Consider the following 24,696-nt stretch of genomic DNA (forward strand, 5'->3'; position numbering starts at 1 on the left):
GAGATGCCCACCCCATTCCAAAAACCTCAAAACCCCTCACCCATTTCAACAGCACCACCCACATCATAATCCGCCAAGCCGATTTCCAACGACTCGCCAAGCGCAAGTCGGGCGAGCTGTGTTCCGATATACGGCCCCATCGTCAGGCCGGATGCTCCCAAGCCATTGGCAACAAGCAGCCCTTCATATCCGGGGAGCAGTCCGATCACCGGTAGAAAGCCTGGGGTGAATGGCCGGAAGCCGACTCTTGTTTCCAGTACTGCGCTATCCGCCAGCCCCGGTGCCACTCCCAGTCCCTTTGTCAAAATTTCCTTCACGCCGCCAGCAGTCACACGACCGTCCAGCCCGGCATCATTTTCGTGAGTGGATCCGACGACGATGCGACCATGCTCAAAAGCAAGCATGTAGGAATTATCGGGCGGCATCACGACAGGCCAGTTGGCTGTTTGCTTCTCCGGCAGCTCAAGATGCATGATCTGAGCTTTTTGCGGAGTTACTAAAAATTTCACACCCAGCGGTGCACATAATTTATTCATCCACACACCACAGGCAGCTATGACCGCATCCGCTTTCCGTGTTTCATTCCCAGCTACTACACCGGTAATGCGATTTCCCTCACGCAAAAGCTCAGCTTCTCCAGCAATGAACTCTGCACCATGCTTTTTTGCCCCGCGGAGCAATGCGTCACGCATTTTTCTGCCATCAACCCGCGCTCCGCCGCTGACGTGAACCGCGCCATAGGCATCACTGAGAGGAGGGAACAGCTTTCTTGTCTGCTGCGAGTCCAATAATGAGATGTCGCCAATTTCCGGTGCATCTTCCCGTCGTTTGATGGCCCGGTCGCGCATTGCCGTCATTTTTTTCTCCTCTGTATGTAAGCGAACCGTACCGACACGTGCATAGCCTGTGTCAGTCTCGCCGTCATCGGCAAGGGAAGCTATGATTCCCGGGTAAATTCTAGCTCCGCCTTTTGCCAGCCGGTACCAAGCCTTGTTGCGGCGCTGGGACAGCCAGGGACAGACAATGCCTGCAGCAGCATCTGTGGCCTGGCCCTTATCCTGTCTGTCTACGATGGTAACATCTGCCCCGCTTTTAGCTAGCTGATAAGCTGTGGTCGCGCCTAAAATCCCTGCGCCGATAACAATAAATTTCTTAGCCATTTATTTCTTGGTGACTACTTGTTTCATTGCTTTCATTTTCCCCAAATGCTCACTCTCATGCTGCAGAAGCATTTCCAGAATATCCCCATAAGTTTTAAAATCACCGAATGGCAGGCTGAAAGGGAGTTCTTGGCCAAAGAAATCCGCAGACAAACCTTCCATCCGGGTCTGCTGTTCCTCGAGTTCCTGCGCTAATTTCTTCAGCGTCGGCGGTTCTTCTGTCCAATCAGCAGGTTTCGTTCCGGTGGCAAACATCGCCTGATACTGTTCCGGGAGATTGTCTGAGTGCTGCGGAAAACCAAACAGCAGGCTCTCGGCAGTTACCAGCACATGGCCAACATGCCAGCGGATCGTGTTGTTAAAATATGCAGCCTCTTTATCTGCAGTTGCCTCGTCCAAGTCGCGGACAAACGCCAAAAAAGTCTGACGTGTAAATGGAATTCGCTCTGTCATGTAAAAAACCTCCTTACCTCTACTATAAAATCTGACAGAAAAAATGTAAAATAGTTAACAGGAAAACAGGAGATGGATGTAGAATAGAGAAGGGAGGGGGAGAGAGAAATGAAAGGAAATTGGATTGCTAATATTTTGCTTGGGGCAGGAGTGCTGTTCATTGTTATCGGCACTTTTCATGCTTATGCTATGTCCCAGATACCATATGGGGTCGGTATGCAGGGGAGCAATATTGATCAGGAAACGGACTGGAGGCAGTTCTTTTTTATGATGAGTGACCGGTTTATTAACGGAATGCTGCTGATCGGCATGGCCGAAATCATCCGGGTTTTGTACCGGATTAAACACAAAAAGGTGGAAGTAGTCATGCCTGCCGGAACTGGGACTCTACCGCAGCAACAAGTGTCGCAGCCAAACGAAGAGCCAGCGCAGCAGGCTTCAGAGTGGAAACTGGAAGAGAAAGATGTCTGGAAAATCTATGAACTGTATGCCGGTTCAGCAATTCTTGAACTGCTGCCATCACAGATGTATGGCTATTGTGTGGTAAAATTGCAGACAGATGAAGGGACAAAGGTGAAGGTTGCCAATGTCCAGGCAGCAAGCGCAGAAGAAGTCGATGATCCGGAAATCCGAAACAAGATTATCAGCTGGTATAATGAACGAACTTGATATTCATTAAGTATCGTATGTTGTTTGTATGTCAATTATAGGGGGAGTGGTTTTGTGTGGGATTTGTAAGTAAATTTGAACAGAGAGATTTACGATTACCATATTACAGAGGGGAACTTTTAACATCAATTGAAACTGATCTATTAAATGATGATAATGTTTTAGCAGTCTTTTATGGCGGTTCAATTGGAAGCGAAAATACGGATCTATATTCCGACATCGACCTTAGAATTGTTGTTAAGCCTGAAAAAATAAAAGAGTACATTTCCAACAAAAACACTCGTCCCAATAACTGGGGAAATGTTCTATTTATTGAAGATGCAAATCCATTCTCGATTTACACTGTTATTCACTATGATTGCTTTGTAAAAGTGGATATTTTTTATTATAAGCCTAATGATTTTCACCCATCAATTTGGCTGAAAAATATTAAAGTGATAAAAGATACCAATGAATTGATGTCTGGTGTTCTGGATAAATCAATGAATCTAACGTATAAACCATCACTCGAAGAATTTGAGCTTTGGAGAATGAAGTTTTTTGCCTATTTACACGAAACCTACAGAAGAGTTAGGAGAGAAGAATATTATTACGCTTTGGATTGCATTGATAATTTGCGTTTGTCTATGGCAATGGCTTGGTATATGGATAAAGGACTCCAACCAAATGCTTTTGGAGATTGGGCGAAATATGAAGCTGAAAGAAGTGGTTTAGAGGATTGGCAACAATCCATGCTTAAGAGTTGGGAATGTGGAAGAAATACGATGGAAATCACAGGAGTTATGAAGAGTATCGTTATGAAGTTTAAAGATGTTCATAGATCTCTTTGTAATAAATTAGAAGTGGAAGAAAACCCTGCTTGGGTAAACAAAATTATAGGGCAGGTTGTATGATCGCTTTAACTACCGGATTTTTCCTTATTCAATTAAAAGGTGCAAATCCAGCATAAATCTCTTGGTCTAAACGCTTAGGATGATGCCTGTCGTGAAGAATATTAATCCAATTGATGAGTTTAACATGAGGATGGTTGGTATTGGTTACGAACCAAAGGAAGAATATATCCACCACGATGTTAAGCAACAGCCCATTTTAAAAAAAAGTCCTTAAAACATCTTGACATATACCAAACACCAAGTATATAATATTCATTAAACTTAATAATTTTCAATCTCTTATCAAGAGTGGCGGAGGGAATAGGCCCTGTGAAGCCCGGCAACCTAAAAGCAGAACGATTGCTTAAGAAGGTGCTAAATCCTACAGGTCAGGAGTGATCTGGAAGATAAGAGGAGGCCTCGTTACATACAACGCCCTCTTCTTAGGAAGAGGGCTTTTTGTTTACTCCTCTTCCTCCAGATAAAAGCTATTGCGGTTATGCGATTGCAAAATAATCCAAGCTTATTATTGGAACAAAAAATCAAAGGAGGAATATTTTTATGTCAAACTTTCATCTTCAAAACCAGGAAACACAATTATTGCACGGTGGTCAGGAACCTGATCCGACAACAGGGTCACGTGCGGTCCCTATCTATCAGACTACTTCCTATGTTTTCAATGACACCGAGCATGCGCAAAATCTTTTTGGTCTAAAAGAACCAGGCAATATCTATTCACGAATTATGAACCCGACAGTCGATGCATTTGAACAACGGATTTCTTTACTCGAGGACGGGGTAGCTGCAGTGGCAACATCATCCGGAATGTCTGCTATTACATTGACAATTTTAAACCTTGCAGGCAGTGGTGATGAGATTATCGCTGACAGCAATCTTTATGGCGGTACCTACAACCTGTTTGCCAATACACTGCCAAAATATGGTATTGATGTGAAATTGGTCGACGGAACAGATCTTGAAAGTATTCGGGGTGCAATTACGGATAAAACGAAAGCCATTTTCGGTGAAATTATCACAAACCCAAGTCTTAATGTACTGGATGTTGAAGCAGTTGCTGAAATTGCACATGACAATGGTATCCCACTCATTATTGACAATACGTTCGCAACACCTTATGTAACAAAACCATTGTCGTGGGGAGCAGATATTATCGTCCACTCGGCAACGAAATGGATTGGCGGACATGGTACAGCAATTGGTGGAGTTGTCGTTGATGGCGGTCGATTTGATTGGGGAAGCGGTAAATTTCCTGGATTCACCGAACCGGATGCGAGCTATAACGGGCTGCGCTTTGTCGATGTCGGTCCGGCAGCATTTGCAACCAAACTGCGTGTTCAATTATTGCGCGATATCGGTGCTTGCCTGAGTCCGCAAAATGCGTTCCTCCTGCTGCAGGGATTGGAAACATTGCACCTTCGAATGGAACGTCATAGCAAAAATGCCGAAGAAGTTGCAGCATTCCTGGAAAATCATCCGGCAGTCGAATGGGTTAATTATCCAGGCCTGGTTGACCACCCATCCCACAACCTGGCTAAAAAGTATTTACAGAATGGCTTTGGATCGATCATAACTTTTGGTATCAGAGGCGGCCGTGATGCGGGTAGAAAATTAATTGACGGTATTACCCTGTGGTCACATGTTGCCAATGTCGGGGATGCGAAATCACTTATTATCCATCCTGCCTCAACAACGCACCAGCAGTTGAGTGCAGAGGACTTGGTTAAAAGCGGTGTATCGGAAGAATTGGTTCGACTATCAATCGGACTTGAATCAACGAAAGATACCCTGGCTGATCTTGATCAGGCAATTGCCAAGGCAACCGGTGAGAAAATAACTATTCAGCAAACCGAAGATGATGTGATTAACTGGTTATTGTCCTCCCCATTCGACCGTGAAAATGGTGATATCCGTAAAAAGGCAATCGCTGTTGTGGGCTTGAATGATTCCAGCAGTTCGTTTTACAAAAGAACCAAGCAGCTGCAGCAACTTGGCTTTAACGTTGTGCCGATAGATTCTTCCAAAGGGGACATTTTAAACGAACAATCCTATGCCCAATTAGCGGATGTTCCGTTTTCCATCGACGCGGTGCTGGTGAATGACAATGCACTGCCACCGGAAACAATTGAACAATTTATCAACAAGGACGGAAAAATCCTGTGGGTGGAAAATCCGCAAGCTGCAGATCAAACGCTTGAGAACGCGAAAGCTGCCGGGATAACAGTCATTTCCAATAAAAATCCCTACTCAGAAGCAGTTCGTATTCGCAGCAATGGTACTGAGAGCGTTCTTGTTGAAGCATAATCCCGACTTTAGAGGAGCGGTTATTTTGAAAACCAAAACGTTTATATCAAAAACAGCAGATGTTTCATTCGGTCCGCTCCGTCTTACCTCGGGAGAAACACTTGAAGAGGTGACATTACGCTATGAACGGGTTGGACCGGCCGATGCACCAGTTATCCTCAATTGCCATGCACTGACAGGAAATCATGTTGCCGTTGGAATTGCCGATAACCCTGGATGGTGGCGTGGATTAGTCGGATCGGATAAATATATTGACACAGACCATTATCAAGTATTGACGTTTAATGTTTTTGGCGGGTGTCACGGTTCCACGGGCCCCGCCTCCATCAATCCCGAAACGAAATCAACATACGGGTGTGGTTTTCCCGCAATTACTGTCCGTGACATGGTGCATGCCCAATATCATGCATTACAACAATTAAACATTACACGGCTAAAGGCGGTTATCGGAGGCTCACTGGGCGGGATGCAAGTGCTTGAATGGGGATTATTATACCCTGATATGATGGAGGAGCTCATTGCGCTGGCAGTAACGCCCGTTTTTTCAGATTATGGGATTGCATTCAACCATATTGCCAGTACCGCCATCAAACAGGATCCGCATTGGAATGACGGGAATTATACACCGGATGACACCATCAATGGATTGGCACTCGCCCGGATGATTGGTTTGATAACGTATCGCACACCTGAATTATTTGCCGAACGATTTGACCGGAAACAAAGAGATGATGATTTTGATGTTCAATCTTATCTGAACCATCAGGGGCAAAAACTCATCAATCGCTTTGATCCGAATAGTTACCTTTATTTGCTCGATGCCATGAACCGGCATGATATCGGGCAGGGCCGTGGCGGCTGGCAGGAAGCAGCTTCACAAATTCAGAAACCTACGCTTCTTTTGAGTTATGATAAAGATTTAATCTATGAACCAAAACGGATAAAAAGCTTCGCGGATATATTGCCTAACAACACCTGCCATCATATCGAAACAAACTTTGGCCATGACGGGTTTTTGACCGAATATGAAAAATGGGGATATATCGTACGTGAATTTCTGAATCGGGGAGGCGGACAATGAAACCAATAAATATTGCACTGCGAAGTCTGTCATTGATATGATGCCTGTCGTGAAGAATATTAGTCAAATTGATTAGTTTAACATTAGGATGATTGACAGTGGTTACGAAACAGAGGGAAATATGGAATACTCGTAGAATAAAAATAAGGTTATCAGCTGGTATAATGATTGCACTTGATACTATTAAATTCAATTAATGCAAAGCTAGTGAACGATAAAGAAGAGACAAATCTACCTGTTGCAGATACATATTGCAGCAGGTAGATTTGTGTTTTAAAAGAGTTCTACTTCAATTAAAATATTTTAGAAAACTTACTTGACAGTCAAAAATTAAATGATTAAAATTACAGACAAGTTAGACTAGATGGAAGAAGTGAGCAAAATGTCCTTGCGAGAGAGGAAAACAGCTAAGAAGAAAGAGGATATATTGCGAATGGCTGTAAGTGTTTTATCTGAAAAGGGCTATCATGGGACCACAATGGAGGAGGTCGCATCAAACCTTTTAATGACGAAAGGGTCTGTTTACTACTATTTTAATGATAAACAGGATCTGTTATATCAAAGTCAGATTATGCTTTTAGAAAAAAGTCTGGAGAATATCGAAACGGTAATACAGCAGGATTTGCCGGTGGTTGAAAAACTGCAAAAAGCCATCATTGTTCATATCGATTATTTGCTTAGCGAAAGATCCGGATTTGAAATGATGGTAAAGCCGGAACATATTTTTTCAAATGAGCAGTTAGGGAAGATTTTTCGGCTGAGGGATGAGTATGGGGCATGTTTTGATGCGTTAATCGCAGAAGGAATAGAAGCGGATGTATTTAGTTCAGTGGATGTGAAAATCGTACGAAACATTATCTTGGGTGCCATGAACTGGGTGACACAATGGTATTCGGCTGATGGAAAAAAAGATAAAACGGAAATCGCCCAATCCATTTCTGATTACTTGTTGCGCATTCTTATTAAAAAATAATGGGAGGGGATCAAATGAAAATCGGAAACATTACCGCTCTCGTTACAGGCGGTGCATCAGGCCTGGGTGAAGCTACGGTGAGAAAGATCGTTTCAGAAGGCGGGAAAGCTGTTATTTTGGATCTCTCTGAAGAAAAGGGCCAAACGCTAGTTGAAGAACTGGGAGAAAATACATATTTTTTCCAAACAGATGTAACGGATGAATCCAGTGTGCAGGCAGCGCTTGATAAGGCTGTGGAGACGGTCGGAAATTTTCATGTGCTCGTCAATTGTGCGGGGATCGGTGCTGCAGAAAAGACATTTGGTAAAAAGGGAGTACATAGACTGGATTCTTTTTCCAAGGTTATACAGGTTAATCTAATCGGAACTTTCAATGTCATTCGGCTTGCCGCTGAGAAAATGGCTGAAAATGAACCGAATGAGAGCGACGAGCGTGGGGTGATCATTAACACCGCATCGGTTGCCGCATTTGACGGACAAATCGGCCAGGCTGCCTACAGTGCCTCAAAAGGTGGAATCACCGGCATGACATTGCCGATTGCCAGGGATCTTTCTTCACTTGGAATCAGGGTGATGACCATTGCTCCAGGACTGTTTGAGACACCATTATTTGCCTCTCTGCCGGATAAGGCACGTAAAGCATTGGGAGAAATGACACCGTTTCCATCACGCTTAGGTTATCCCGAAGAGTATGCGCTCCTTGCCAGCAGCATTATTGAAAATCCCATGTTAAACGGGGAAACGATTCGGTTGGATGGAGCAATTCGCATGCAGCCGAGGTAAAGATGAATTTTTAATACAGGGAGGTCTTTACATGGAACGTTCTTTTTTAAAGGAAGAGCATGATATTTTCCGTCGTTCCTTACGAAAGTTTCTTGAGAAGGAAGCGGTTCCTTATTTTGATCAATGGGAGAAAGATCAGCAGGTTCCGAGATCTTTTTGGAAAAAGGCAGGCGAACAAGGTTTTCTTTGTCCGTGGGCGGGTGAAAAATACGGTGCTTTTGCGGCCGATTTTGGCTACTCCGTTGCGATAAATGAGGAATTTGAGCGGGTCGGCACAGCGATGGTCGGGGTTGGTCTGCATAATGATATTGTGATGCCGTATATCGAATCCTTTGGCACGGAACCTCAAAAGGAACGCTGGCTGCCCGGAGCGATAACGGGAGAGTTAATTTCAGCAATTGCGATGACAGAGCCGGGAGCGGGTTCGGATCTGGCCGCCATCAAAACAACTGCAATCAAAGATGGCGAGGAATATGTGATAAACGGGGAAAAGACGTTTATCACCAATGGACATACCGCTGATTTAGCTGTCGTTGTTTGTAAAACAGACCCGCAAGCGGAACCAGCACATAAAGGGATTAGTCTGTTTGTCGTCGAAGCGGGCACTCCAGGATTTACAAAAGGGAAAAAGCTTGAGAAAGTCGGACAGCATGCAAATGATACATGTGAACTGATTTTCGAGGATGTCCGTGTACCAGCCGAGAATTTACTGGGAGAGGTAGGAAAAGGTTTTTATTATTTGATGGAAAAGCTGCAGCAGGAACGATTAATGGTGGGGATTCAGAGTATAACAGCAGCGGAAATCATGCTAGAGTTAACAATGGATTATGTGAAACAGCGAGAGGCATTCGGCCGGAATATCAGCCAGTTTCAGAATACCCAGTTTAAATTTGCGGAGCTGAAAACGGAAATTCAAATCGGCAGGACATTTATCGACAGATTGATAGAAGATCATGTTTCGGAGAAAGATGTCGTAACAGAAGTTTCCATGGCGAAATGGTGGACGACAGATCTGGCAAAGAAAGTGGCAGCGGAATGTATGCAGCTGCATGGTGGCTACGGCTATATGGAAGAGTATGAGATTGCGAGAAGGTATCGCGATGTAGCAGTTTCCTCAATTTATGCAGGATCCAATGAAATTATGAAAGTCATTATTGCAAAGAATATGGGATTATAAGAGAGGCGAAGTAAAGTGAAATTTGATGCGTTTTCTATCGGCGATACGTATTCTACAAATCCAGTCACTGTCTCAAAGGAAGATATCCTGGAATTTGCAAAGAAGTATGATCCACAATACTTTCATGTGGATGAGCATGCTGCTGAAGAAGGTCCGTTTGGCTCGCTGATTGCCTCGGGGTTTCATACACTGGCCGTTGTCTGGGCGGAATGGATCAAGATGGACATCCTAGGAAAAGACTGCCTCGGCGGTGTTGGTGCTGACAAAATCAGGTGGAAAAAGCCTGTTCGAGCGGATGACCAGCTGTCAGGCAAGTTCATTGTCGCTGCTAAAAAGAAGGCTGCAGATGGAAAACGAGGGCTTTTAACAATCGAGATTAATATTAGAAATCAGAAGGAGGAGGAAGTATTAATCTGCAAAACAAATGTATATATAAGTGTGTGATCGATTTTTTTGAAAGGGTTTACAAAATGATAAACTGTGTTGCAACACGCAGGACACCCAATAAAAATCTATGAAAAGAAAGGATGATAACGATGCCCGAAGCAGTAATAGTAGAAGCTGTCAGAACACCGGTTGGGAGACGCAACGGAATCCTTAGCGGAATTCGCGCGGAAGATCTGGCAGCAAAGCCGCTAGAGGAGATTGTTAAAAGAGCAGGTATTTCACCGAAGCTCGTGGAGGATGTGATCTACGGCTGTGTGTCACAGGTAGGGGAGCAGGCTTTTGATATTGCAAGACAGGCGGCATTAATTGCAGGTTATCCGGTAGAAGTGCCAGGGACAACCATTGACCGCCAGTGCGGGTCGAGTCAGCAGGCTGTGCACTTTGCCGCGCAAGCAATTATCAGTGGAGATATGGATGTTGTCGTTGCAGGCGGAATTGAGAACATGTCCCGTGTGCCAATGGGCTCGAATATGCAGGGAGTCCAATTGAGTGAGGCATTCACGTCCAAATATGAAATCATAAACCAGGGATTATCTGCAGACCGAATCGCCGATAAGTGGAGCTTCAGTCGTGAACAAATGGACGAATTTTCATTGGAAAGTCATCGAAAGGCGGTTGCTGCCAGAAATGATGGGCGTTTTGAAAGAGAAATTATGCCTTTGGAAGTAACACTGCCTGATGGGACACAAACGGTCGTAAAAGATGATGAGGGACCGAGGGACAATACGAGTTTGGAAAAGCTCGGCGGACTGAAACCGGCATTCCGGGAAGATGGAAGCATAACAGCCGGGAACTCCAGTCAGATCAGTGACGGTGCCGTGGCTCTTCTCTTAATGTCACGTGAAAAGGCTGAAGAACTTGGGTTGAAACCAAGATTCCGTGTGGTTGCCCGCTCTGTTGTTGGTTCCGATCCGACGTTAATGCTGACAGGACCAATTCCTGCAACGGAAAAAGTGCTAAAAAAAGCAGGCCTCACGATTGATCAGATCGATATTTTTGAAGTCAATGAGGCATTTGCTTCTGTACCGCTGGCTTGGCTGAAGGAAACCGGTGCCGATCCGAAAAAATTGAATCCAAATGGTGGCGCCATTGCACTTGGCCATCCGCTTGGCGCCAGTGGCGGGCGCCTAATGACGACAATGCTGCATGAATTGGAAAGAACGGGCGGACGCTACGGGCTGCAGACTATGTGTGAGGGACATGGTATGGCGAATGCCACAATTATTGAGCGATTGGATTAACTGTTCACAGAGACACTTTACAGGTGCATTGATTTTCCGAAAAGATCAAAAAGGGGGAATATTTTTTTGCCGCTAAATTCGATTCGTGTACTTGATTTAACCCGTCTGCTGCCAGGTCCGTACTGTACCATGCTGCTCGCAGACTTTGGAGCTGAAGTGATTAAAGTGGAGGATCCTAAAATCGGTGATTATGCGAGGGCATATGATCCGAAAGTGGACGAAGACAGTGCGCTCTTTCATTCGCTTAACCGCAATAAAAAAAGTGTTTGCCTTGATTTAAAATCAGAAGAAGGAAAAGCAGCATTTCTGGGAATGGTTGAAAAAGCGGATGTTGTGGTGGAGTCGTTTCGGCCGGGCGTGATGGAAAGGCTTGGTCTCGATTACGAACATTTAAAAAGCATAAATCCCGGCCTGGTCTATTGCGCGATTACCGGTTACGGCCAGACCGGCCCGTATGCGAATGTTCCTGGTCATGACATCAATTATATCAGTTTCGCGGGTTTGCTTAATCTGATGGGAGAAAAAGACGGAAAACCTGTTGTGCCTGCTGCACAAATAGCTGATATCGGGGGTGGAGCTTATCCTGCTGCTGTCGGTATCCTGCTTGCTTTATTTGAAAGAGAATCGTCAGGGAAGGGGCAGTATATTGACATTTCCATGATGGATGGGGTGATCTCGTGGCTGCAGACAGCACTACCTAACTATTTATCTCAGAATTCAGCCCCAAAACGAGGGGAGCAAGTACTGGCTGGAGGTCTGGCCTGTTATGAAGTCTATGAAACAAAAGATGCCCGCTGGCTCTCCGTTGGGGCACTTGAGTCAAAGTTTTGGAAAGCTTTTTGTCATGGAATAGGGAGAAGTGATTTTATCGCGCTCCATCAAGCAGCCTTACATGAGCAGCATCGTTTGAAATACGAGATTCAAACAATCATCTATCAGAAAACACTGGAAGAATGGCTGGAGATATTTTCAGGATTAGAGGCTTGTGTGTCTCCAGTGCTGACGTTTGAAGAGATGATGGAAGACCCGCAAGTAATGGCAAGGGAGATGATTCAAACCGTTCCGCATGAAACGGCAGGTGAGATGGAGCAAATAGGAATTCCAATCAAGCTATCGGAAACACCTGGTAAAATTCTGAGGCAAGCACCAAAGCTTGGGGAACATACGAAAATCATGATGGAGGAAATGAGGACTTCTGGAACAAAAGGGTAGGTTTGAGGATTCGAAGCGCTAAAAGCAGGTATCGTGTTGACCAATTTTAAATTCAAATGGGAAATTTATCAGCCTCTGAAAGAAGACTCCCTCTTCAAGCGAGTGAAGGATTCCTCCAGCGGTAAGTGGGAGATAAATTTCAGTTGGAGATAGCCAAAAAATCCTCCCTATGATATAATGAGAACATACATACGTTATGGAGGGAGTGGAATCCGATGCTGGTTCAAAAAGCCTTTAAGTTTCGTATCTATCCAAATGAAAAACAAGTAGAACTCATCAATAAAACAATCGGTTGTTCCCGATTTGTCTTCAACTTCTTTCGGGGGAAACAGAAAGAGAAGGATACATATTGGCAAATCGTGGAAGAAATGAAACAAAATGGACAGTTGCCAGTAAACGAATGGAAAGGGCCCTTCTTCGACAAATACGAATCCATAAAGGGTGTCCGTCATCTCAAGGAACATTACCCGTTCCTGAAAGAAGTAGACAGTATTTCGCTTCAAAAATCGGTGGAAAACTTAGCTGACTCCTATCAACGCTATTACCGGAAACAAAATAAAAAACCTCGCTTTAAAAGCAAAAAGAACAAGGTGCAATCCTACAGTACCAAGCAAACAAATGGCAATATTCATGTGTTGGATAAACACATCAAATTACCGAAACTGGGCCTTGTCCGTTTTGCCAAGAGTCGTGAAGTAGAAGGGCGTATCATAAGCGTCACCATCAGACGTAATGCCAGCGGAAAGCACTTTGTATCCATCCAAACGGAAACAGAAGTTCAAGCATTCGCTAAAACCAATTCGGCAGTTGGAGTGGATTTGGGCTTAAAAGATTTTGCGACCCTTTCAGATGGGACTGTATTCTCTAATCCGAAATGGCTCCGCACATTGGAAAAGAAATTAACGAAAGCACAGATCATTCTCTCAAGACGTACAATAGGCGGCTCCAATTGGAACAAACAGCGGGTCAAAGTCGCGCGTATTCATGAAGCGATAGCCAATGCCAGGAAGGATTACCTGGACAAGATTTCAACCTATCTCATCAAAAACCACGATGTGATCGGCTTGGAAGATTTGTCTGTGAGCAATATGCTTAAAAATGGAAACCTTTCCAAAGCAATTAGTGAAGCTTCCTGGTCCGAGTTCAGAACGATGTGTGAATACAAGGCAAAGTGGTACGGCAAAAAGGTCATCATTGTCGGCAAAAACTTTGCAAGTAGTCAGCTCTGTTCTGGCTGCGGTCATAAAAATAAAGACGTTAAAAATCTCGCTTTGCGTGAATGGACTTGTATCTCTTGTGGAAGTCATCACCAAAGGGATATTAACGCAGGATTGAACCTTCGGGACGAAGCCATTCGTCTCTTAACTGCCGGTGCGGTAGGGATAGCCTAATAAAAAAACTGGCGGGTACGCCGGTGTTCTTAGGAATCCCCCACTTCAGTCGTGAGATATTAAGTGGTGGATAGTTCAACATGATGAACACACCGTTAACATTAGTGGTTTTAATCGAACGTGCTGAAGAATACTTTCCAAAGAAAGAAATCATTTCACGGACGAGTAGCGCCATACAGCGATTCACCTATGAGGAAATGGGATCGAGAACAAGAACCCTTTCAAGCGCACTTGAGTCATTGGGCGTCCGTGAAGGCGACAGAGTCGGAACGTTTGCCTGGAATCATCACCGGCATCTGGAAGCATATTTTGCCATTCCATCGATGGGCGCTGTTCTGCATACGATTAATATCCGTTTATCATAGGAGCATCTTACGTACATTATTAATCATGCGGGAGATAAGGTATTGCTGGTGGATGCCGGTTTTCTTCCACTGCTGGAAAATGTAAAAGATCAATTGGAAACGGTGGAAGCGTTTATTGTGATGACAGATGAAGACAGCTTGCCCGAATACGATCTGGAAGCCCTCTATTCCTATTAAAAATTGATCGCCCAAGCGGATGATATGTATCAATTTTCAAGCGATATCGCTGAAGACGACGCTGCTGGCATGTGCTACACATCCGGTACGACCGGGAAACCAAAAGGCGTTGTGTATTCCCACCGCGGCCTGGTTCTGCACAGCATGGCACTGAGTCTTGCGGATACTGCAGCCGTATCCGAGTCAGATGTGTGTGTGTCGGTGGTGCCAATGTTTCATGCCAACGCCTGGGGGACCCCTTTTGCAGCAACTTGGGTGGGGGCTACACAGATTCTTCCGGGACCATCTCCTACACCACAAATACTTGCTGAATTAATTGAATCGGAAAAAGTTACGATAACGCGGGTGTTCCGACGATTTGGCTGGGACTCTTGAATGAACTTGAAAAGAAAAGCTATAACATGGAAGGGAAGCAAAGCAGGATGGAGAGGAAATGGGTGAACTGCTTATTCGCGGACCGTGGGTTGCGGATGAATATTATCGGGATGAACGGAGCGTGGAGTCCTTTCATGATGGCTGGCTTCATACCGGTGATGTTGTAACGATTGATGAAGAAGGATTCATTAAAATCGTTGACCGCACGAAGGATTTGATTAAAAGCGGCGGCGATTGGATTTCATCGGTCGACCTGGAAAATGCCTTAATGGCACATGAAGCTGTCTTTGAAGCAGCAGTTGTTTCTATGCCGGACCCAAAATGGCAGGAGCGGCCGGTTGCTTGTGTCGTATTGAAAGAGAGTTACCAGGGTGTTGTTTCCAAAGAGGATATTAATCAGTTTCTGGAGCCGCAATTTGCCAAATGGTGGTTACCGGATGAGGTGCTGTTTATCGACGAATTACCGAAAACGTCTGTCGGCAAATTCCTTAAAACGGCATTGCGGGAACAGGTGAAGGAGCAGTTGGCTGAACGGTCGTAAGTGAATTTTTGGGGAGGGAGGTCGCTCTCCCTCCCCTTAAAAATGGCTGAATTCATATCTATGCAAAACAAAATGGTATGTGGAGTTAACTCGGAAAAAGGAATTAGCGATTTTTTGTCGAAATAATATATGATAGAGGGGATTTATTTGAGAATAGAACAAGAAGTATCCAATAAGATTTATAGGCTGATGGAGCTGCATCAGGAATTTGCGAATGGAAAATATAAAGAAATGAATGAGTTATATTCCGATGACTTTCAAGGATGGCTTTACATGCCAAGAGGTGGAAAGGTAGAAAAATTAGATGTGAAGGATATTAAAGAAGGCAATGAGGAAGCCGCCAATTACTACAAGGGCAAAAAAATACAATTTAACTTTTCAGGATTAAATATTATCCCACAACATGAAAATCAAGCAACAGCATCTTATGAGATTACATTTAGCGATAATGAAAATGAAAAAGTAGTTCGGGCTTTGAATTGAGGCTTGGCAAAAAGGTTCAGATGACAAGTGGAGGATTATTCGCTGGTATCAGGAAAAGGGGATCTAATGAATGCGAAAGGTTGAAGTAACGTCATATAACATCAATTGGCCAGCGATGTTTAAGGAAGAGGCCAACAAGTTACATAGCATTTTTGGTTCTGAAACCATTGAAATTCATCACATTGGCAGCACCTCGGTAAATGGGCTGAAAGCAAAGCCGGTCATTGATATGATGCCAGTGGTAAAAAACATTAGTCGGGTTGATGACTTTAACACGGCGATGATGGGCATTGGTTACGAACCATTGGGGGAAAATGGAATATCCGGGCGGCGATATTTCCGAAAGGGCGGGGATGATCGAACCCATCATGTGCATGTTTTTGAGTTGGGCAGTGGCGATATTGAACGTCATTTAGCATTCCGCGACTATCTGGGCACGCATCCTGACGCTTTACAAAGCTATGGCGATTTGAAGGAAGAGTTGGCAAGAAGTTTTCCTGATGATATGGAATCCTATATTAAGGGGAAAGAACCGTTCGTTTTGGAAATTGAAAGAAAAGCGTTAATTTGGTATCAAAGTTCAAGGTAATCGGGAGTGCTTACATACGCACTCTTTTTTGCTGCGTTTTCTTGAGGGGGAACCGTAGCTCAGCTCCTAAACGGCCTCTAATTGTCTGATGCAGTAAGGTATGATAAAATTTCACATATAGATTAGACAAATTTCGTCTGTACATAGCAAAGAAAAGGAGAATCCACATGAGTAAAACGTTAATTTTTGGCCATAAAAACCCGGATACCGATACGATTGCTTCGGCGCTGGTTTATGCGGACTTAAAAAAGAAATTAGGAGTTGACGCAGAAGCTGCCCGGCTTGGCGAGGTGAACAAAGAAACGCAATTTGCCCTTGACCATTTTGGCTGGGAAGCACCAAAATTGATTGATAAAGTCAGTGAAGATACGGCGGAAGTCATTCTGGTCGATCATAATGAATTCCAGCAAAGTGTCGATAATATTGGGGACGTAAGGATTGCCGAAGTGGTCGATCATCACCGTATTTCTAACTTTGAAACAAGAGAACCACTGTATTTCCGGGCAGAGCCGGTTGGCTGTACGGCAACGATTTTGAATAAAATGTGCAAAGAAAATAATGTAGAAATGCCGAAAGAAATTGCCGGGCTGCTGCTTTCGGCGATTGTTTCGGATTCCCTGCTGCTGAAATCACCAACTTGCACGCAGGAGGATGTTGACGCTGCAAACGAACTGGCCAAAATTGCCGGGGTGGAGCTGCAGACATATGGTATGGAGATGCTGCAGGCTGGAGCGGATTTAAGCGATAAAACCGTAAAAGAGCTGATCACCATGGATGCCAAGGAATTTTCCATGGGTGAAGCAAAAGTGGAAATCGCCCAGGTCAACACGGTCGATACCGCGAAAGTATATGGCCTGCAGGAAGAGCTGGAAACAGAGATCAGTAAAGTTATCGCGGAAAAAGAACTGGATCTGTTCCTGTTTGTGGTTACCGATATCCTGAATAATGATTCGGAAGTGCTTGCCCTTGGCAATGAGAAAGGCAAAGTCGAGTCCGGATTCGGTGTGCCGCTTGATGAGAACAGCCGCACACTATTGAAAGGCGTTGTTTCCCGGAAAAAGCAGATTGTAACAGTATTGACGGACGAATTTACCAAATAATCATGTGCCTCCCTGTTTAAATGGGGAGGCATTTTTGTGTTCCTTGCCCGGCGCGTTCTGTTTAAATCAGTGCCAGAAGGGAATTGAAATGGATAGAACAGTTGATAAAAGGAGCATATACATGACAGAGCAATATGATGTAATTATTCTTGGTGTGGGACCAAGCGGATCAGACATAGCAGGCAAAATGAGCAAGGCAGGATGGAAAACAGCGGTGGTGGATTCCCGCGGATATGGCGGAACATGTCCACTCCGAGGCTGCAACCCGAAAAAGGTGCTTGCCAGTGCTGCGGAACTGGTTGCCAGACAGGAGCGGATGCAGGGAAGCGGGCTGGAATCTGACAGCAGGATTAGCTGGAAGAAGCTGATTGATTTCAAACGCAGCTTCACCGATCCGGTACCGGAAGCTACGGAAAAAAGCCTTCAGAAAGCCGGTGTGGACACCTATCACGGAGAAGCAAGGTTTACCGGAAAGCAGGAGGTCCAGGTCGGCAATGATGCCTTGAGAGGTGAGAAAATCGTGATCGCCACAGGTGCGAATCCAGTTTCCCTCCCAATCGAAGGGGAGGAATACCTGACTTACAGTGATGAATTTATGGAACTGGATGAGCTGCCAAAAAGGGTAATTTTTGTCGGCGGCGGTTATATTTCCTTTGAATTCGCTCATATTGCGGCAAGAGCCGGCAGTGAGGTGCATATCATTCAGCGGGGAAATCAGCCGTTAAAAGCTTTTGATGAAGATCTTGTCAATCAGCTGGTAGAGAAATCCGAACAGGTCGGCATCCATGTGCATCTGAATTCCTCGGTCAAGGAAATCGAGAAAGATGCTGGCAGTTACAAGGTGACAGCAGATAGAAATGATGAAGAAGTCTCCTGGAATGGAGATCTGGTCGTTCATGGCGGCGGCCGCGCTCCGGAACTGGATGGACTGCAGCTGGAGCAGGCGAATATCAGCTATGAAAAAAGCGGTGTGACAGTAAATGAATACATGCAGAGTGTCAGCAATCCGGCAGTATATGCCTCGGGGGATGCTGCTGATTCTCCTGGTTCGCCGTTAACCCCTGTCGCCCATCTGGAGGCAGAGGCTGTGACAGAAAATCTGCTGAACGGGAACGGAAAGCAGCCGAATTATACAGGAGTCCCTTCTGTTGTTTTCAGCATTCCAAAGCTGGCGCTGGCCGGCATCACAGAAGAAGAAGCCAAGGAATCCGGGCAAAACGTGGATATCAATTATCAGGATATATCCAGCTTTTTTACCTATCAGCATACAAATGAAGACACGGCAGCGGTGAAAATAATTACGGACAAGGATACTGGGCAAATTCTAGGTGCACACCTCCTCGGCGGGGAAGCAGATGAGCTGATTAACTATTTTGCGATGGCAATTCAGCTGAAGCTCACAAAAGATGACTTGAAAAAGGTTACCTATGCCTTCCCGACAGCCGTTTCCGATATTCCATCCATGTTGTAAATGAATAATTTCCTGCACGCTCCCAAAAACTAATCAGAGTTTTAGAAGGGAGGCATCAGACATGGGAGGAAAACCAAAGGGTCCGAAACAGCAGGAGCGGCCAAATTTGCCGAAAAGCCCGCAGCAGCCATACGGCGAACCATTGAGCGGGTCGAAAAAGGTGAAGCAAGCCAATCACTCCAGGCAAAAGCATAATCCGCATCATGGATTATAGTAACAAAGGTGGAAGCGCCCGCTTAGCAACGTACAGACTGCGCCTGGCCATGCCAGGTGGTTCGATGTTGCCGCGCATAGCGGGGGTTTTAATCGAACTTCCCTTTTCCGCAATGAGATAAAGGAAACATGCCCCTGCAAAAGGGGTATGCCGACGTTGGCCGCAAAGGCCGGTTTTAGTCGGCCTTCCTTTAACTTCGAGCCGATGTTGACTTATCGTAGTGGAGGAGTGTGAAGTTTGGGGCTGCGCTAAATGCTCGCCCCACCGTAAAGATTTGCTAGTTGCTGGGCGCTGGAGCCGGACGTGGCCGTTGTTGAAAGTGAAATTAATAACGCCCCAAACTTTATAATTTCTTATCTACACAAAAAAGACAGTCACACGGCTGTCTTTTTTCCTGTTTCTGGGTATAATTGGAGGAGAAAAAGGAGTGATACATATGTGGAATGATTTCAAGGCATTTGCCTTTAAGGGAAATGTGATGGACCTGGCGGTTGCTGTGGTGATTGGCGGGGCGTTTGGCGCCATTGTCACTTCGCTGGTGGATAATATCATTATGCCAGTGGTCGGCATCCTGCTTGGCGGCATCAATTTTTCCAATCTGAGTGTGACAGTGGGAAATGCCGAGGTTTTATATGGAAGTTTCATTCAATCGATTTTTGATTTTCTTGTAATTGCATTTTCCATTTTTATTTTTGTGCGGCTGTTGATGAAATTTAAGCGCAAGGAAGATGAGAAAGTGGAAGAGGAGCCGACTGTCGATCCGCAGGAACAGCTGCTAATGGAGATCAGGGATTTGTTGAAGGAGCAGAAGGAACGGTAGCATGCTCTATAGAAGGTAATGATAAAAGTAGGGATTGACTCAATCAAAAGTTTTTTGAGTCAGCCCCTTATTTTTTTAAAATTATAAGCCTTCACGGCGACTTCAAATGCAAGTCTGTTCTCAGGGCCCATGAAATCATCCCCAAGTAACTCGCTTATTTTATTGAGGCGATGGTAAAGAGTTTGCCGTACAATATATAGTTTTTCTGCAGTTTCTTTTTTTGCACCATTGCATTCCAGATACACAGTCATTGTCCTCAGCAATTCGCTGTTCGTTTCGTGATCATATGTTATTAATGGACCAAGGTGATCCATGATATAAGTATCTATTTTTCTGTTATGTGGCAGTAGAAAAAGCAAGCGGTATACTCCCGTATCTTCATAAAAAAAGGAATTGGTTATATTGCTATCCTGTAATATCAGCGTTTCTTTTGCTTCCTGATAGCCTGGTGAGCTGTCTGCCAGATCTTGATAAACCTTGCTTACGCCAAAATAGTATCTGTCTGGCTGAAAGTTTTCGTTGTCCGTTCTGCTTTGAAAGTGGTCAATAACCTGTGTGAATCGCTCTGTTTCCTCTTTGAAATGTTCTTCCGCAATAAAGGAGGCAATGATGGCAATCTCATCTTTTTTAATGGAAAGGGACGGAAAAAATCCAAATTGCTTCAAAACCGAACGAACAATAACGGCCCGCTGTAATTTGATTTCCTCCCATTCATTTTCATCAATGTTTCTCTCGGGAATATTTGTTTTGATAAGAAATACTCTGAAATACATGTTGCTTCTTGGTGAAGGGAACAAACTCTGAAAATCACTTCTGTCATAGCTCTTCCCTTCCAGAAGGTTTTGCACGATTTCATCTTCGGCACTTTGCTTTCTTTCTGCGATCGTCTTGTTACGCAAGAAAATTTGAGCAATGGAAAGTGCTGCCCGATCCATGACTGAGAATAAAAAGTCATCAGGATGTGGGTTATCTGTCTGGACGCATAAGTAGCCCCATGTCTGTCCTAATCCTTTTACAGAAAGAACAGCATAAAACGATGAATCCACCTTTATCACTTTTTCTTCAAGGTTCCTATCTTTCAATCTATCTCTTAACGTATCCAGTATTGATTTATTCTTATAGATTAAATCTGGCGGATAATAATAGGGTGTGTTTTCATCAGTTAACAGGAATACGTTTTTCCGGAAATTTGTATATAATGCCTGAAGAATTTTTAAAATACCACTTGGTGTCAAAGAAAACTTGTTAAATGTGTCACCGAAAGTAGTTAATTGGTTTAGCTGCTGATGGTGCTTATTGATAATCAAGGTATGCAGATCTTGCGTAATATCAATGAATTTCACGGTTTCTTCAAACACGATGACGGGAAATTGATGGTCATCGGCCAGTTGTATTATTTCCGGTGAAAGGCTTTGTATATTTGTCCCCAATTCAATACAAATGCCCGCTGCTTTTCGCTGAATCAATTTTTCGATATAAGGCAGTCCACCATCCTGATCCAAATTAATCCCCATACCGGTAGTGAGGATGAGTTCCTCGCCATTAATAAGTGTCTCAAAGTCCCTGGTTTCCAAGATATGTGTCCATTTAATCTTTTTATGCAGCCCTCTTTCACCGCCAATTACCTTTGCGCTCGAAAAACTGTCTCTTTTGAGGATATCTTCTATCGTGACATTTAATGATTCCTTCAAATTATCTCCCCCAGAATGTTAAAAGTAATTAGCAATCATTTAACATATTGTAAAATGTAACAATTAATTTATCCCTGTATAATGAATTATGAATTACGGTGAAGATACTGTCAATTCAAATTTGGGTTTGATTTTAGGCAATTATTGTAAGCGCTTTTATTTCAGGATGGATGAACATCACGTAAAGTGAAGGGAGATTAAAGATGGCGAGGGTAGAAGAAAAGCAAACATGGACGGACAGAGACCGTCAAAATGTGTGGCATCATATTTCTCCGTATGATAAGACAAAGCCGCCGAAGATTGTTTCACAGGCTAAAGGTTCCTGGATCTCAGATCAGCATGGAAACCGTTACTTGGACGGGATGGCCGGATTATGGAGTGTCAATGTTGGATATGGCCGGGAAGAACTTGCGCAAGCCGGGTATGAACAGATGATGAAAATGAGTTATACGCCAATGACAAATAGTCACGAACCGGCGATTGAACTTGCGGAAAAGCTGAACAGCATGCTTGGCCATGAGTATATGTTTTTTTATTCCAATAGTGGTTCCGATGCCAATGAAGTGGCTTTTAAAATGGCCCGGCAATATCACCGGCAAACCGGAGATCCTTACAAGCATAAAATAATTTCCCGCTACCGGGGTTATCACGGTAACTCGATGGGTGCGTTAGCCGCTACCGGGCAGGCGCTGAGAAAGTATAAATTTGAGCCATTATCTACGGGATTTTTACATGTGTCCCCACCTGATAATTATCGGCGGCCTGCAGGGATGTCGATCAAAGAACATAATATACAATGCGCCGATGAGCTTGAAAAGAAAATCATCTGGGAGCAAAAAGATACGATAGCAGCTGTCATTATAGAGCCGGTAATAACAGGAGGAGGAGTTCTCACACCTCATTCGGAATATTTGGGAAGGGTACAGGAAATCTGTAACAAATATGAGGTCATCCTGATTATCGATGAGGTCATCTGTGGTTTTGGCCGAACGGGAAAAATGTTTGGACATGAGCATTACGGAATTAAGCCGGATATCATTACGATGGCAAAAGGGCTGACAAGTTCCTATCTTCCGCTTTCCATAACTGCAGTGAAAAAAGAAATCTATGAAGCTTTTATTGAAGAGGGGCCTGAGAATCACTTCCGCCATGTCAACACATTCGGCGGCAACCCGGCAGCTTGTGCAGTTGCGTTGAAAAATATTGAGATCATAGAGAATGAAAATTTAGTTGAACGTTCAGCAGAACTTGGTGCTCGCTTAACCAATGAATTAAAAGGACTGCGGGATCATCCCTACGTTGGGGATATCCGAAGTCTTGGCTTTATGATGGGGATTGAATTGGTGGAAAATAAGGAAACAAAAGAACCTGCTTCAGCTGCTCGAGTGGGCAGAATTTTGGCTGAATGCAAAGCAAATGGGTTGGTTATCGGGAAAAATGGGGATACGGTTCAAGGATTTAATAACGTTTTGACAATTAGTCCTCCATTGAGCAGCACAGATGATGATGTTGAATTTATGATTGCTGTTTTAAAAAAAGTATTCAAAGATAATGAAATCTAAAACCAAGGAGGTTATTTCATGGTACTGACACAAGAGGAAACAGTAAAAAATTACATTAATGGAGAATGGGTGGAAGCAGTTTCTGATAAAAGTGAGAAGGTTTTCAATCCCGCTACAGGAGAAGTGATCGCCCATGTTCCGGTTTCTGCAAAAGAAGATGTGAACCGGGCTGTGAAAGTTGCAGGGGAAGCTTTTAAAGAATGGAAGGAGGTCCCGGTACCAAAACGTGCTCGTATTCTATTTAAATACCAGCAACTGCTGGTGGACCATTGGGACGAGCTGGCGAAAACGATCACCATTGAAAACGGTAAAAATTTCAAAGAAGCCTATGGGGAAGTGCAGCGTGGAATTGAGTGTGTGGAATTTGCTGCAGGTGCGCCGTCATTAATGATGGGAGATCAGCTTCCATCGGTTGCAGGTGGTCTGGAATCCGGGGTGTATCGCTATCCAATTGGAGTTGTTGGCGGCATTACACCATTTAACTTTCCCATGATGGTGCCCGCGTGGATGTTCCCTATGGCGATCGTTACAGGTAATACATTTGTGCTAAAACCTTCCGAGCGCACACCACTCCTGGCAAATCGACTGGCGGAACTTTTGGAAGAAGCAGGATTGCCTAAAGGGGTTTTTAATATTGTGCACGGGGCGCACGATGTCGTTAATGGGTTGCTGGACCATGATGAAGTTGATGCTATTTCCTTTGTCGGTTCTCAGCCTGTTGCAGAATATGTGTACAAGCGTGGCACAGAGAATTTAAAAAGAGTACAGGCATTGGCTGGTGCAAAAAACCATTCCATCGTGCTTAGGGATGCCAATCTTGAAAATGCGGCCGAACAAATTATTGCAGCCGGATTTGGGTCTGCCGGGGAACGTTGTATGGCCTGTTCGGTTGTAGCAGTGGAAGATTTTATTGCAGATGAATTTATTGAAAAGCTGACACAAAAAGCAGATGAGTTAAAGATTGGAAACGGGTTGGATGATGATGTGTTTTTAGGACCGGTCATTCGAGAGCAGCATAAAGAACGGACCCTTAACTATATCGAAACCGGTGAAAAAGAAGGAGCAAAACTGGTGCGGGATGGTCGCGAGGATGAAAGTGTTAAAAAAGAAGGATACTTTGTCGGTCCGACGATCTTTGACAATGTAACGACAGAAATGAAAATCTGGAAAGACGAAATTTTTGCTCCCGTTCTATCCATTTCCCGGGTGAAAGATTTGGAAGATGCCGTGAAGTTAACCAATAAGTCCCCCTTTGCAAATGGTGCATGTATTTTCACAAGAGATGGCGGAAGTGTTCGCACGTTCCGGGAAACAATTGATGCAGGAATGCTCGGGGTGAATATTGGCGTTCCGGCTCCCATGGCTTTCTTCCCATTCTCTGGATGGAAGGATTCTTTCTATGGAGACTTGCATGCGAATGGGAAAGATGGGGTGGAGTTTTATACAAGGAAAAAAGTAATTACAACGCGTTGGGTGTAGTGTACTTTGTTAACAATGGTTTTCTTTTGGCTGTTTTATAAAAAATGTG

The 24,696-nt window shown here is 44.3% G+C and carries 23 protein-coding genes, 1 pseudogene and 1 riboswitch; of the genes and pseudogenes, 21 read left to right on the forward strand and 3 right to left on the reverse strand.

Going from position 1 to position 24,696, the window contains the following annotated elements:
- Positions 1-26 precede the first annotated feature (26 nt).
- On the reverse strand, positions 27-1,160 hold the full coding sequence (locus CEG13_RS07275; protein ID WP_100011221.1) for an NAD(P)/FAD-dependent oxidoreductase: 1,134 nt from the start codon (positions 1,158-1,160) through the stop codon (positions 27-29).
- On the reverse strand, positions 1,161-1,613 hold the full coding sequence (locus CEG13_RS07280) for a DinB family protein (protein WP_100011222.1): 453 nt from the start codon (positions 1,611-1,613) through the stop codon (positions 1,161-1,163).
- 108 nt (positions 1,614-1,721) lie between these two features.
- Between CEG13_RS07280 and CEG13_RS07285 the strand changes: the two genes are divergently transcribed.
- From CEG13_RS07285 to mscL, 19 genes and pseudogenes are all read left to right on the forward strand, one after another.
- Entirely contained in the window at positions 1,722-2,282 is a 561-nt protein-coding gene (locus CEG13_RS07285; protein ID WP_100011223.1) for a hypothetical protein, read from the forward strand.
- A gap of 56 nt (positions 2,283-2,338) precedes the next feature.
- Complete coding sequence (locus tag CEG13_RS07290; RefSeq protein WP_100011224.1) at positions 2,339-3,175, forward strand: aminoglycoside 6-adenylyltransferase; 837 nt, start codon at positions 2,339-2,341, stop codon at positions 3,173-3,175.
- A 91-nt stretch (positions 3,176-3,266) separates the two neighbouring features.
- On the forward strand, positions 3,267-3,389 hold the full coding sequence (locus tag CEG13_RS19225; RefSeq protein WP_275661797.1) for a hypothetical protein: 123 nt from the start codon (positions 3,267-3,269) through the stop codon (positions 3,387-3,389).
- A 62-nt stretch (positions 3,390-3,451) separates the two neighbouring features.
- A riboswitch (SAM riboswitch) is annotated at positions 3,452-3,568 on the forward strand.
- 147 nt (positions 3,569-3,715) lie between these two features.
- Positions 3,716-5,476 carry a PLP-dependent aspartate aminotransferase family protein gene (locus CEG13_RS07295; protein WP_100011225.1) on the forward strand — a complete coding sequence of 587 codons (1,761 nt, stop codon included), beginning with the start codon at positions 3,716-3,718 and terminating at the stop codon, positions 5,474-5,476.
- A 25-nt stretch (positions 5,477-5,501) separates the two neighbouring features.
- Complete coding sequence (metX, locus tag CEG13_RS07300; RefSeq protein WP_239984591.1) at positions 5,502-6,557, forward strand: homoserine O-acetyltransferase MetX; 1,056 nt, start codon at positions 5,502-5,504, stop codon at positions 6,555-6,557.
- A 433-nt stretch (positions 6,558-6,990) separates the two neighbouring features.
- Positions 6,991-7,530, forward strand: a complete 540-nt coding sequence (locus tag CEG13_RS07305) for a TetR/AcrR family transcriptional regulator (RefSeq protein WP_239984592.1) — start codon at positions 6,991-6,993, stop codon at positions 7,528-7,530.
- A gap of 14 nt (positions 7,531-7,544) precedes the next feature.
- Complete coding sequence (locus tag CEG13_RS07310) at positions 7,545-8,312, forward strand: 3-hydroxyacyl-CoA dehydrogenase (RefSeq protein WP_100011228.1); 768 nt, start codon at positions 7,545-7,547, stop codon at positions 8,310-8,312.
- Positions 8,313-8,343: 31 nt separating this feature from the next.
- Complete coding sequence (locus CEG13_RS07315; RefSeq protein ID WP_100011229.1) at positions 8,344-9,489, forward strand: acyl-CoA dehydrogenase family protein; 1,146 nt, start codon at positions 8,344-8,346, stop codon at positions 9,487-9,489.
- Between the two features lie 15 nt (positions 9,490-9,504).
- Positions 9,505-9,933: a MaoC/PaaZ C-terminal domain-containing protein gene (locus CEG13_RS07320; RefSeq protein WP_100011230.1), complete on the forward strand. Its 429-nt coding sequence runs from the start codon at positions 9,505-9,507 to the stop codon at positions 9,931-9,933.
- 92 nt (positions 9,934-10,025) lie between these two features.
- On the forward strand, positions 10,026-11,177 hold the full coding sequence (locus tag CEG13_RS07325) for a thiolase family protein (RefSeq protein WP_100011231.1): 1,152 nt from the start codon (positions 10,026-10,028) through the stop codon (positions 11,175-11,177).
- A gap of 66 nt (positions 11,178-11,243) precedes the next feature.
- Positions 11,244-12,389, forward strand: coding sequence for a CaiB/BaiF CoA transferase family protein (locus CEG13_RS07330; protein WP_100011232.1), 1,146 nt, complete (start codon positions 11,244-11,246; stop codon positions 12,387-12,389).
- A 215-nt stretch (positions 12,390-12,604) separates the two neighbouring features.
- Positions 12,605-13,780 carry an IS200/IS605 family element RNA-guided endonuclease TnpB gene (tnpB, locus tag CEG13_RS07335; RefSeq protein WP_100011233.1) on the forward strand — a complete coding sequence of 392 codons (1,176 nt, stop codon included), beginning with the start codon at positions 12,605-12,607 and terminating at the stop codon, positions 13,778-13,780.
- A gap of 80 nt (positions 13,781-13,860) precedes the next feature.
- Positions 13,861-15,238 (forward strand): annotated as a pseudogene (locus CEG13_RS07340) (long-chain fatty acid--CoA ligase).
- A 147-nt stretch (positions 15,239-15,385) separates the two neighbouring features.
- Positions 15,386-15,721 (forward strand): hypothetical protein, encoded by a 336-nt coding sequence (locus CEG13_RS07345; RefSeq protein WP_100011234.1) that lies wholly within the window; start codon positions 15,386-15,388, stop codon positions 15,719-15,721.
- 70 nt (positions 15,722-15,791) lie between these two features.
- Entirely contained in the window at positions 15,792-16,310 is a 519-nt protein-coding gene (locus tag CEG13_RS07350) for a GrpB family protein (RefSeq protein ID WP_100011235.1), read from the forward strand.
- Positions 16,311-16,477: 167 nt separating this feature from the next.
- Positions 16,478-17,410: a manganese-dependent inorganic pyrophosphatase gene (locus CEG13_RS07355; RefSeq protein ID WP_100011236.1), complete on the forward strand. Its 933-nt coding sequence runs from the start codon at positions 16,478-16,480 to the stop codon at positions 17,408-17,410.
- Positions 17,411-17,531: 121 nt separating this feature from the next.
- The gene (locus tag CEG13_RS07360; protein WP_100011237.1) at positions 17,532-18,881 is read left to right on the forward strand and encodes a dihydrolipoyl dehydrogenase family protein; all 1,350 of its coding nucleotides are present in this window, start codon (positions 17,532-17,534) and stop codon (positions 18,879-18,881) included.
- A 61-nt stretch (positions 18,882-18,942) separates the two neighbouring features.
- The gene (locus CEG13_RS07365; RefSeq protein ID WP_100011238.1) at positions 18,943-19,095 is read left to right on the forward strand and encodes a small acid-soluble spore protein P; all 153 of its coding nucleotides are present in this window, start codon (positions 18,943-18,945) and stop codon (positions 19,093-19,095) included.
- 436 nt (positions 19,096-19,531) lie between these two features.
- Positions 19,532-19,915 (forward strand): large conductance mechanosensitive channel protein MscL, encoded by a 384-nt coding sequence (gene mscL, locus CEG13_RS07370; protein ID WP_100011239.1) that lies wholly within the window; start codon positions 19,532-19,534, stop codon positions 19,913-19,915.
- A gap of 59 nt (positions 19,916-19,974) precedes the next feature.
- Here the strand turns inward: mscL and CEG13_RS07375 are convergent, their stop codons facing one another.
- Positions 19,975-21,606, reverse strand: a complete 1,632-nt coding sequence (locus CEG13_RS07375; protein ID WP_100011240.1) for a PucR family transcriptional regulator — start codon at positions 21,604-21,606, stop codon at positions 19,975-19,977.
- A gap of 203 nt (positions 21,607-21,809) precedes the next feature.
- On the opposite strand from CEG13_RS07375, the gene CEG13_RS07380 reads away from it, so the two are divergent.
- Together CEG13_RS07380 and CEG13_RS07385 are read left to right on the forward strand one after the other, a co-directional pair.
- Positions 21,810-23,168 carry an aspartate aminotransferase family protein gene (locus CEG13_RS07380; protein ID WP_100011241.1) on the forward strand — a complete coding sequence of 453 codons (1,359 nt, stop codon included), beginning with the start codon at positions 21,810-21,812 and terminating at the stop codon, positions 23,166-23,168.
- An 18-nt stretch (positions 23,169-23,186) separates the two neighbouring features.
- Positions 23,187-24,647: a CoA-acylating methylmalonate-semialdehyde dehydrogenase gene (locus CEG13_RS07385; RefSeq protein WP_100011242.1), complete on the forward strand. Its 1,461-nt coding sequence runs from the start codon at positions 23,187-23,189 to the stop codon at positions 24,645-24,647.
- Positions 24,648-24,696 lie beyond the last annotated feature (49 nt).

This window comes from Lentibacillus sediminis (assembly GCF_002763455.1).
Classification (GTDB): domain Bacteria; phylum Bacillota; class Bacilli; order Bacillales; family Amphibacillaceae; genus Lentibacillus_D; species Lentibacillus_D sediminis_A.

Coding starts and splice junctions, on each gene's coding strand:
- CEG13_RS07385 (WP_100011242.1), top strand. CDS start 23,187: ATGGTACTGACACAAGAGGAAACAGTAAAAAATTACATTAATGGAGAA.
- CEG13_RS07305 (WP_239984592.1), top strand. CDS start 6,991: ATGGCTGTAAGTGTTTTATCTGAAAAGGGCTATCATGGGACCACAATG.
- CEG13_RS07350 (WP_100011235.1), top strand. CDS start 15,792: ATGCGAAAGGTTGAAGTAACGTCATATAACATCAATTGGCCAGCGATG.
- CEG13_RS07325 (WP_100011231.1), top strand. CDS start 10,026: ATGCCCGAAGCAGTAATAGTAGAAGCTGTCAGAACACCGGTTGGGAGA.
- CEG13_RS07315 (WP_100011229.1), top strand. CDS start 8,344: ATGGAACGTTCTTTTTTAAAGGAAGAGCATGATATTTTCCGTCGTTCC.
- mscL (WP_100011239.1), top strand. CDS start 19,532: ATGTGGAATGATTTCAAGGCATTTGCCTTTAAGGGAAATGTGATGGAC.
- CEG13_RS07355 (WP_100011236.1), top strand. CDS start 16,478: ATGAGTAAAACGTTAATTTTTGGCCATAAAAACCCGGATACCGATACG.
- CEG13_RS07280 (WP_100011222.1), bottom strand. CDS start 1,613: ATGACAGAGCGAATTCCATTTACACGTCAGACTTTTTTGGCGTTTGTC.
- CEG13_RS07365 (WP_100011238.1), top strand. CDS start 18,943: ATGGGAGGAAAACCAAAGGGTCCGAAACAGCAGGAGCGGCCAAATTTG.
- CEG13_RS07360 (WP_100011237.1), top strand. CDS start 17,532: ATGACAGAGCAATATGATGTAATTATTCTTGGTGTGGGACCAAGCGGA.
- CEG13_RS07275 (WP_100011221.1), bottom strand. CDS start 1,160: ATGGCTAAGAAATTTATTGTTATCGGCGCAGGGATTTTAGGCGCGACC.
- CEG13_RS07380 (WP_100011241.1), top strand. CDS start 21,810: ATGGCGAGGGTAGAAGAAAAGCAAACATGGACGGACAGAGACCGTCAA.
- CEG13_RS07295 (WP_100011225.1), top strand. CDS start 3,716: ATGTCAAACTTTCATCTTCAAAACCAGGAAACACAATTATTGCACGGT.
- CEG13_RS07310 (WP_100011228.1), top strand. CDS start 7,545: ATGAAAATCGGAAACATTACCGCTCTCGTTACAGGCGGTGCATCAGGC.
- CEG13_RS07285 (WP_100011223.1), top strand. CDS start 1,722: ATGAAAGGAAATTGGATTGCTAATATTTTGCTTGGGGCAGGAGTGCTG.
- tnpB (WP_100011233.1), top strand. CDS start 12,605: ATGCTGGTTCAAAAAGCCTTTAAGTTTCGTATCTATCCAAATGAAAAA.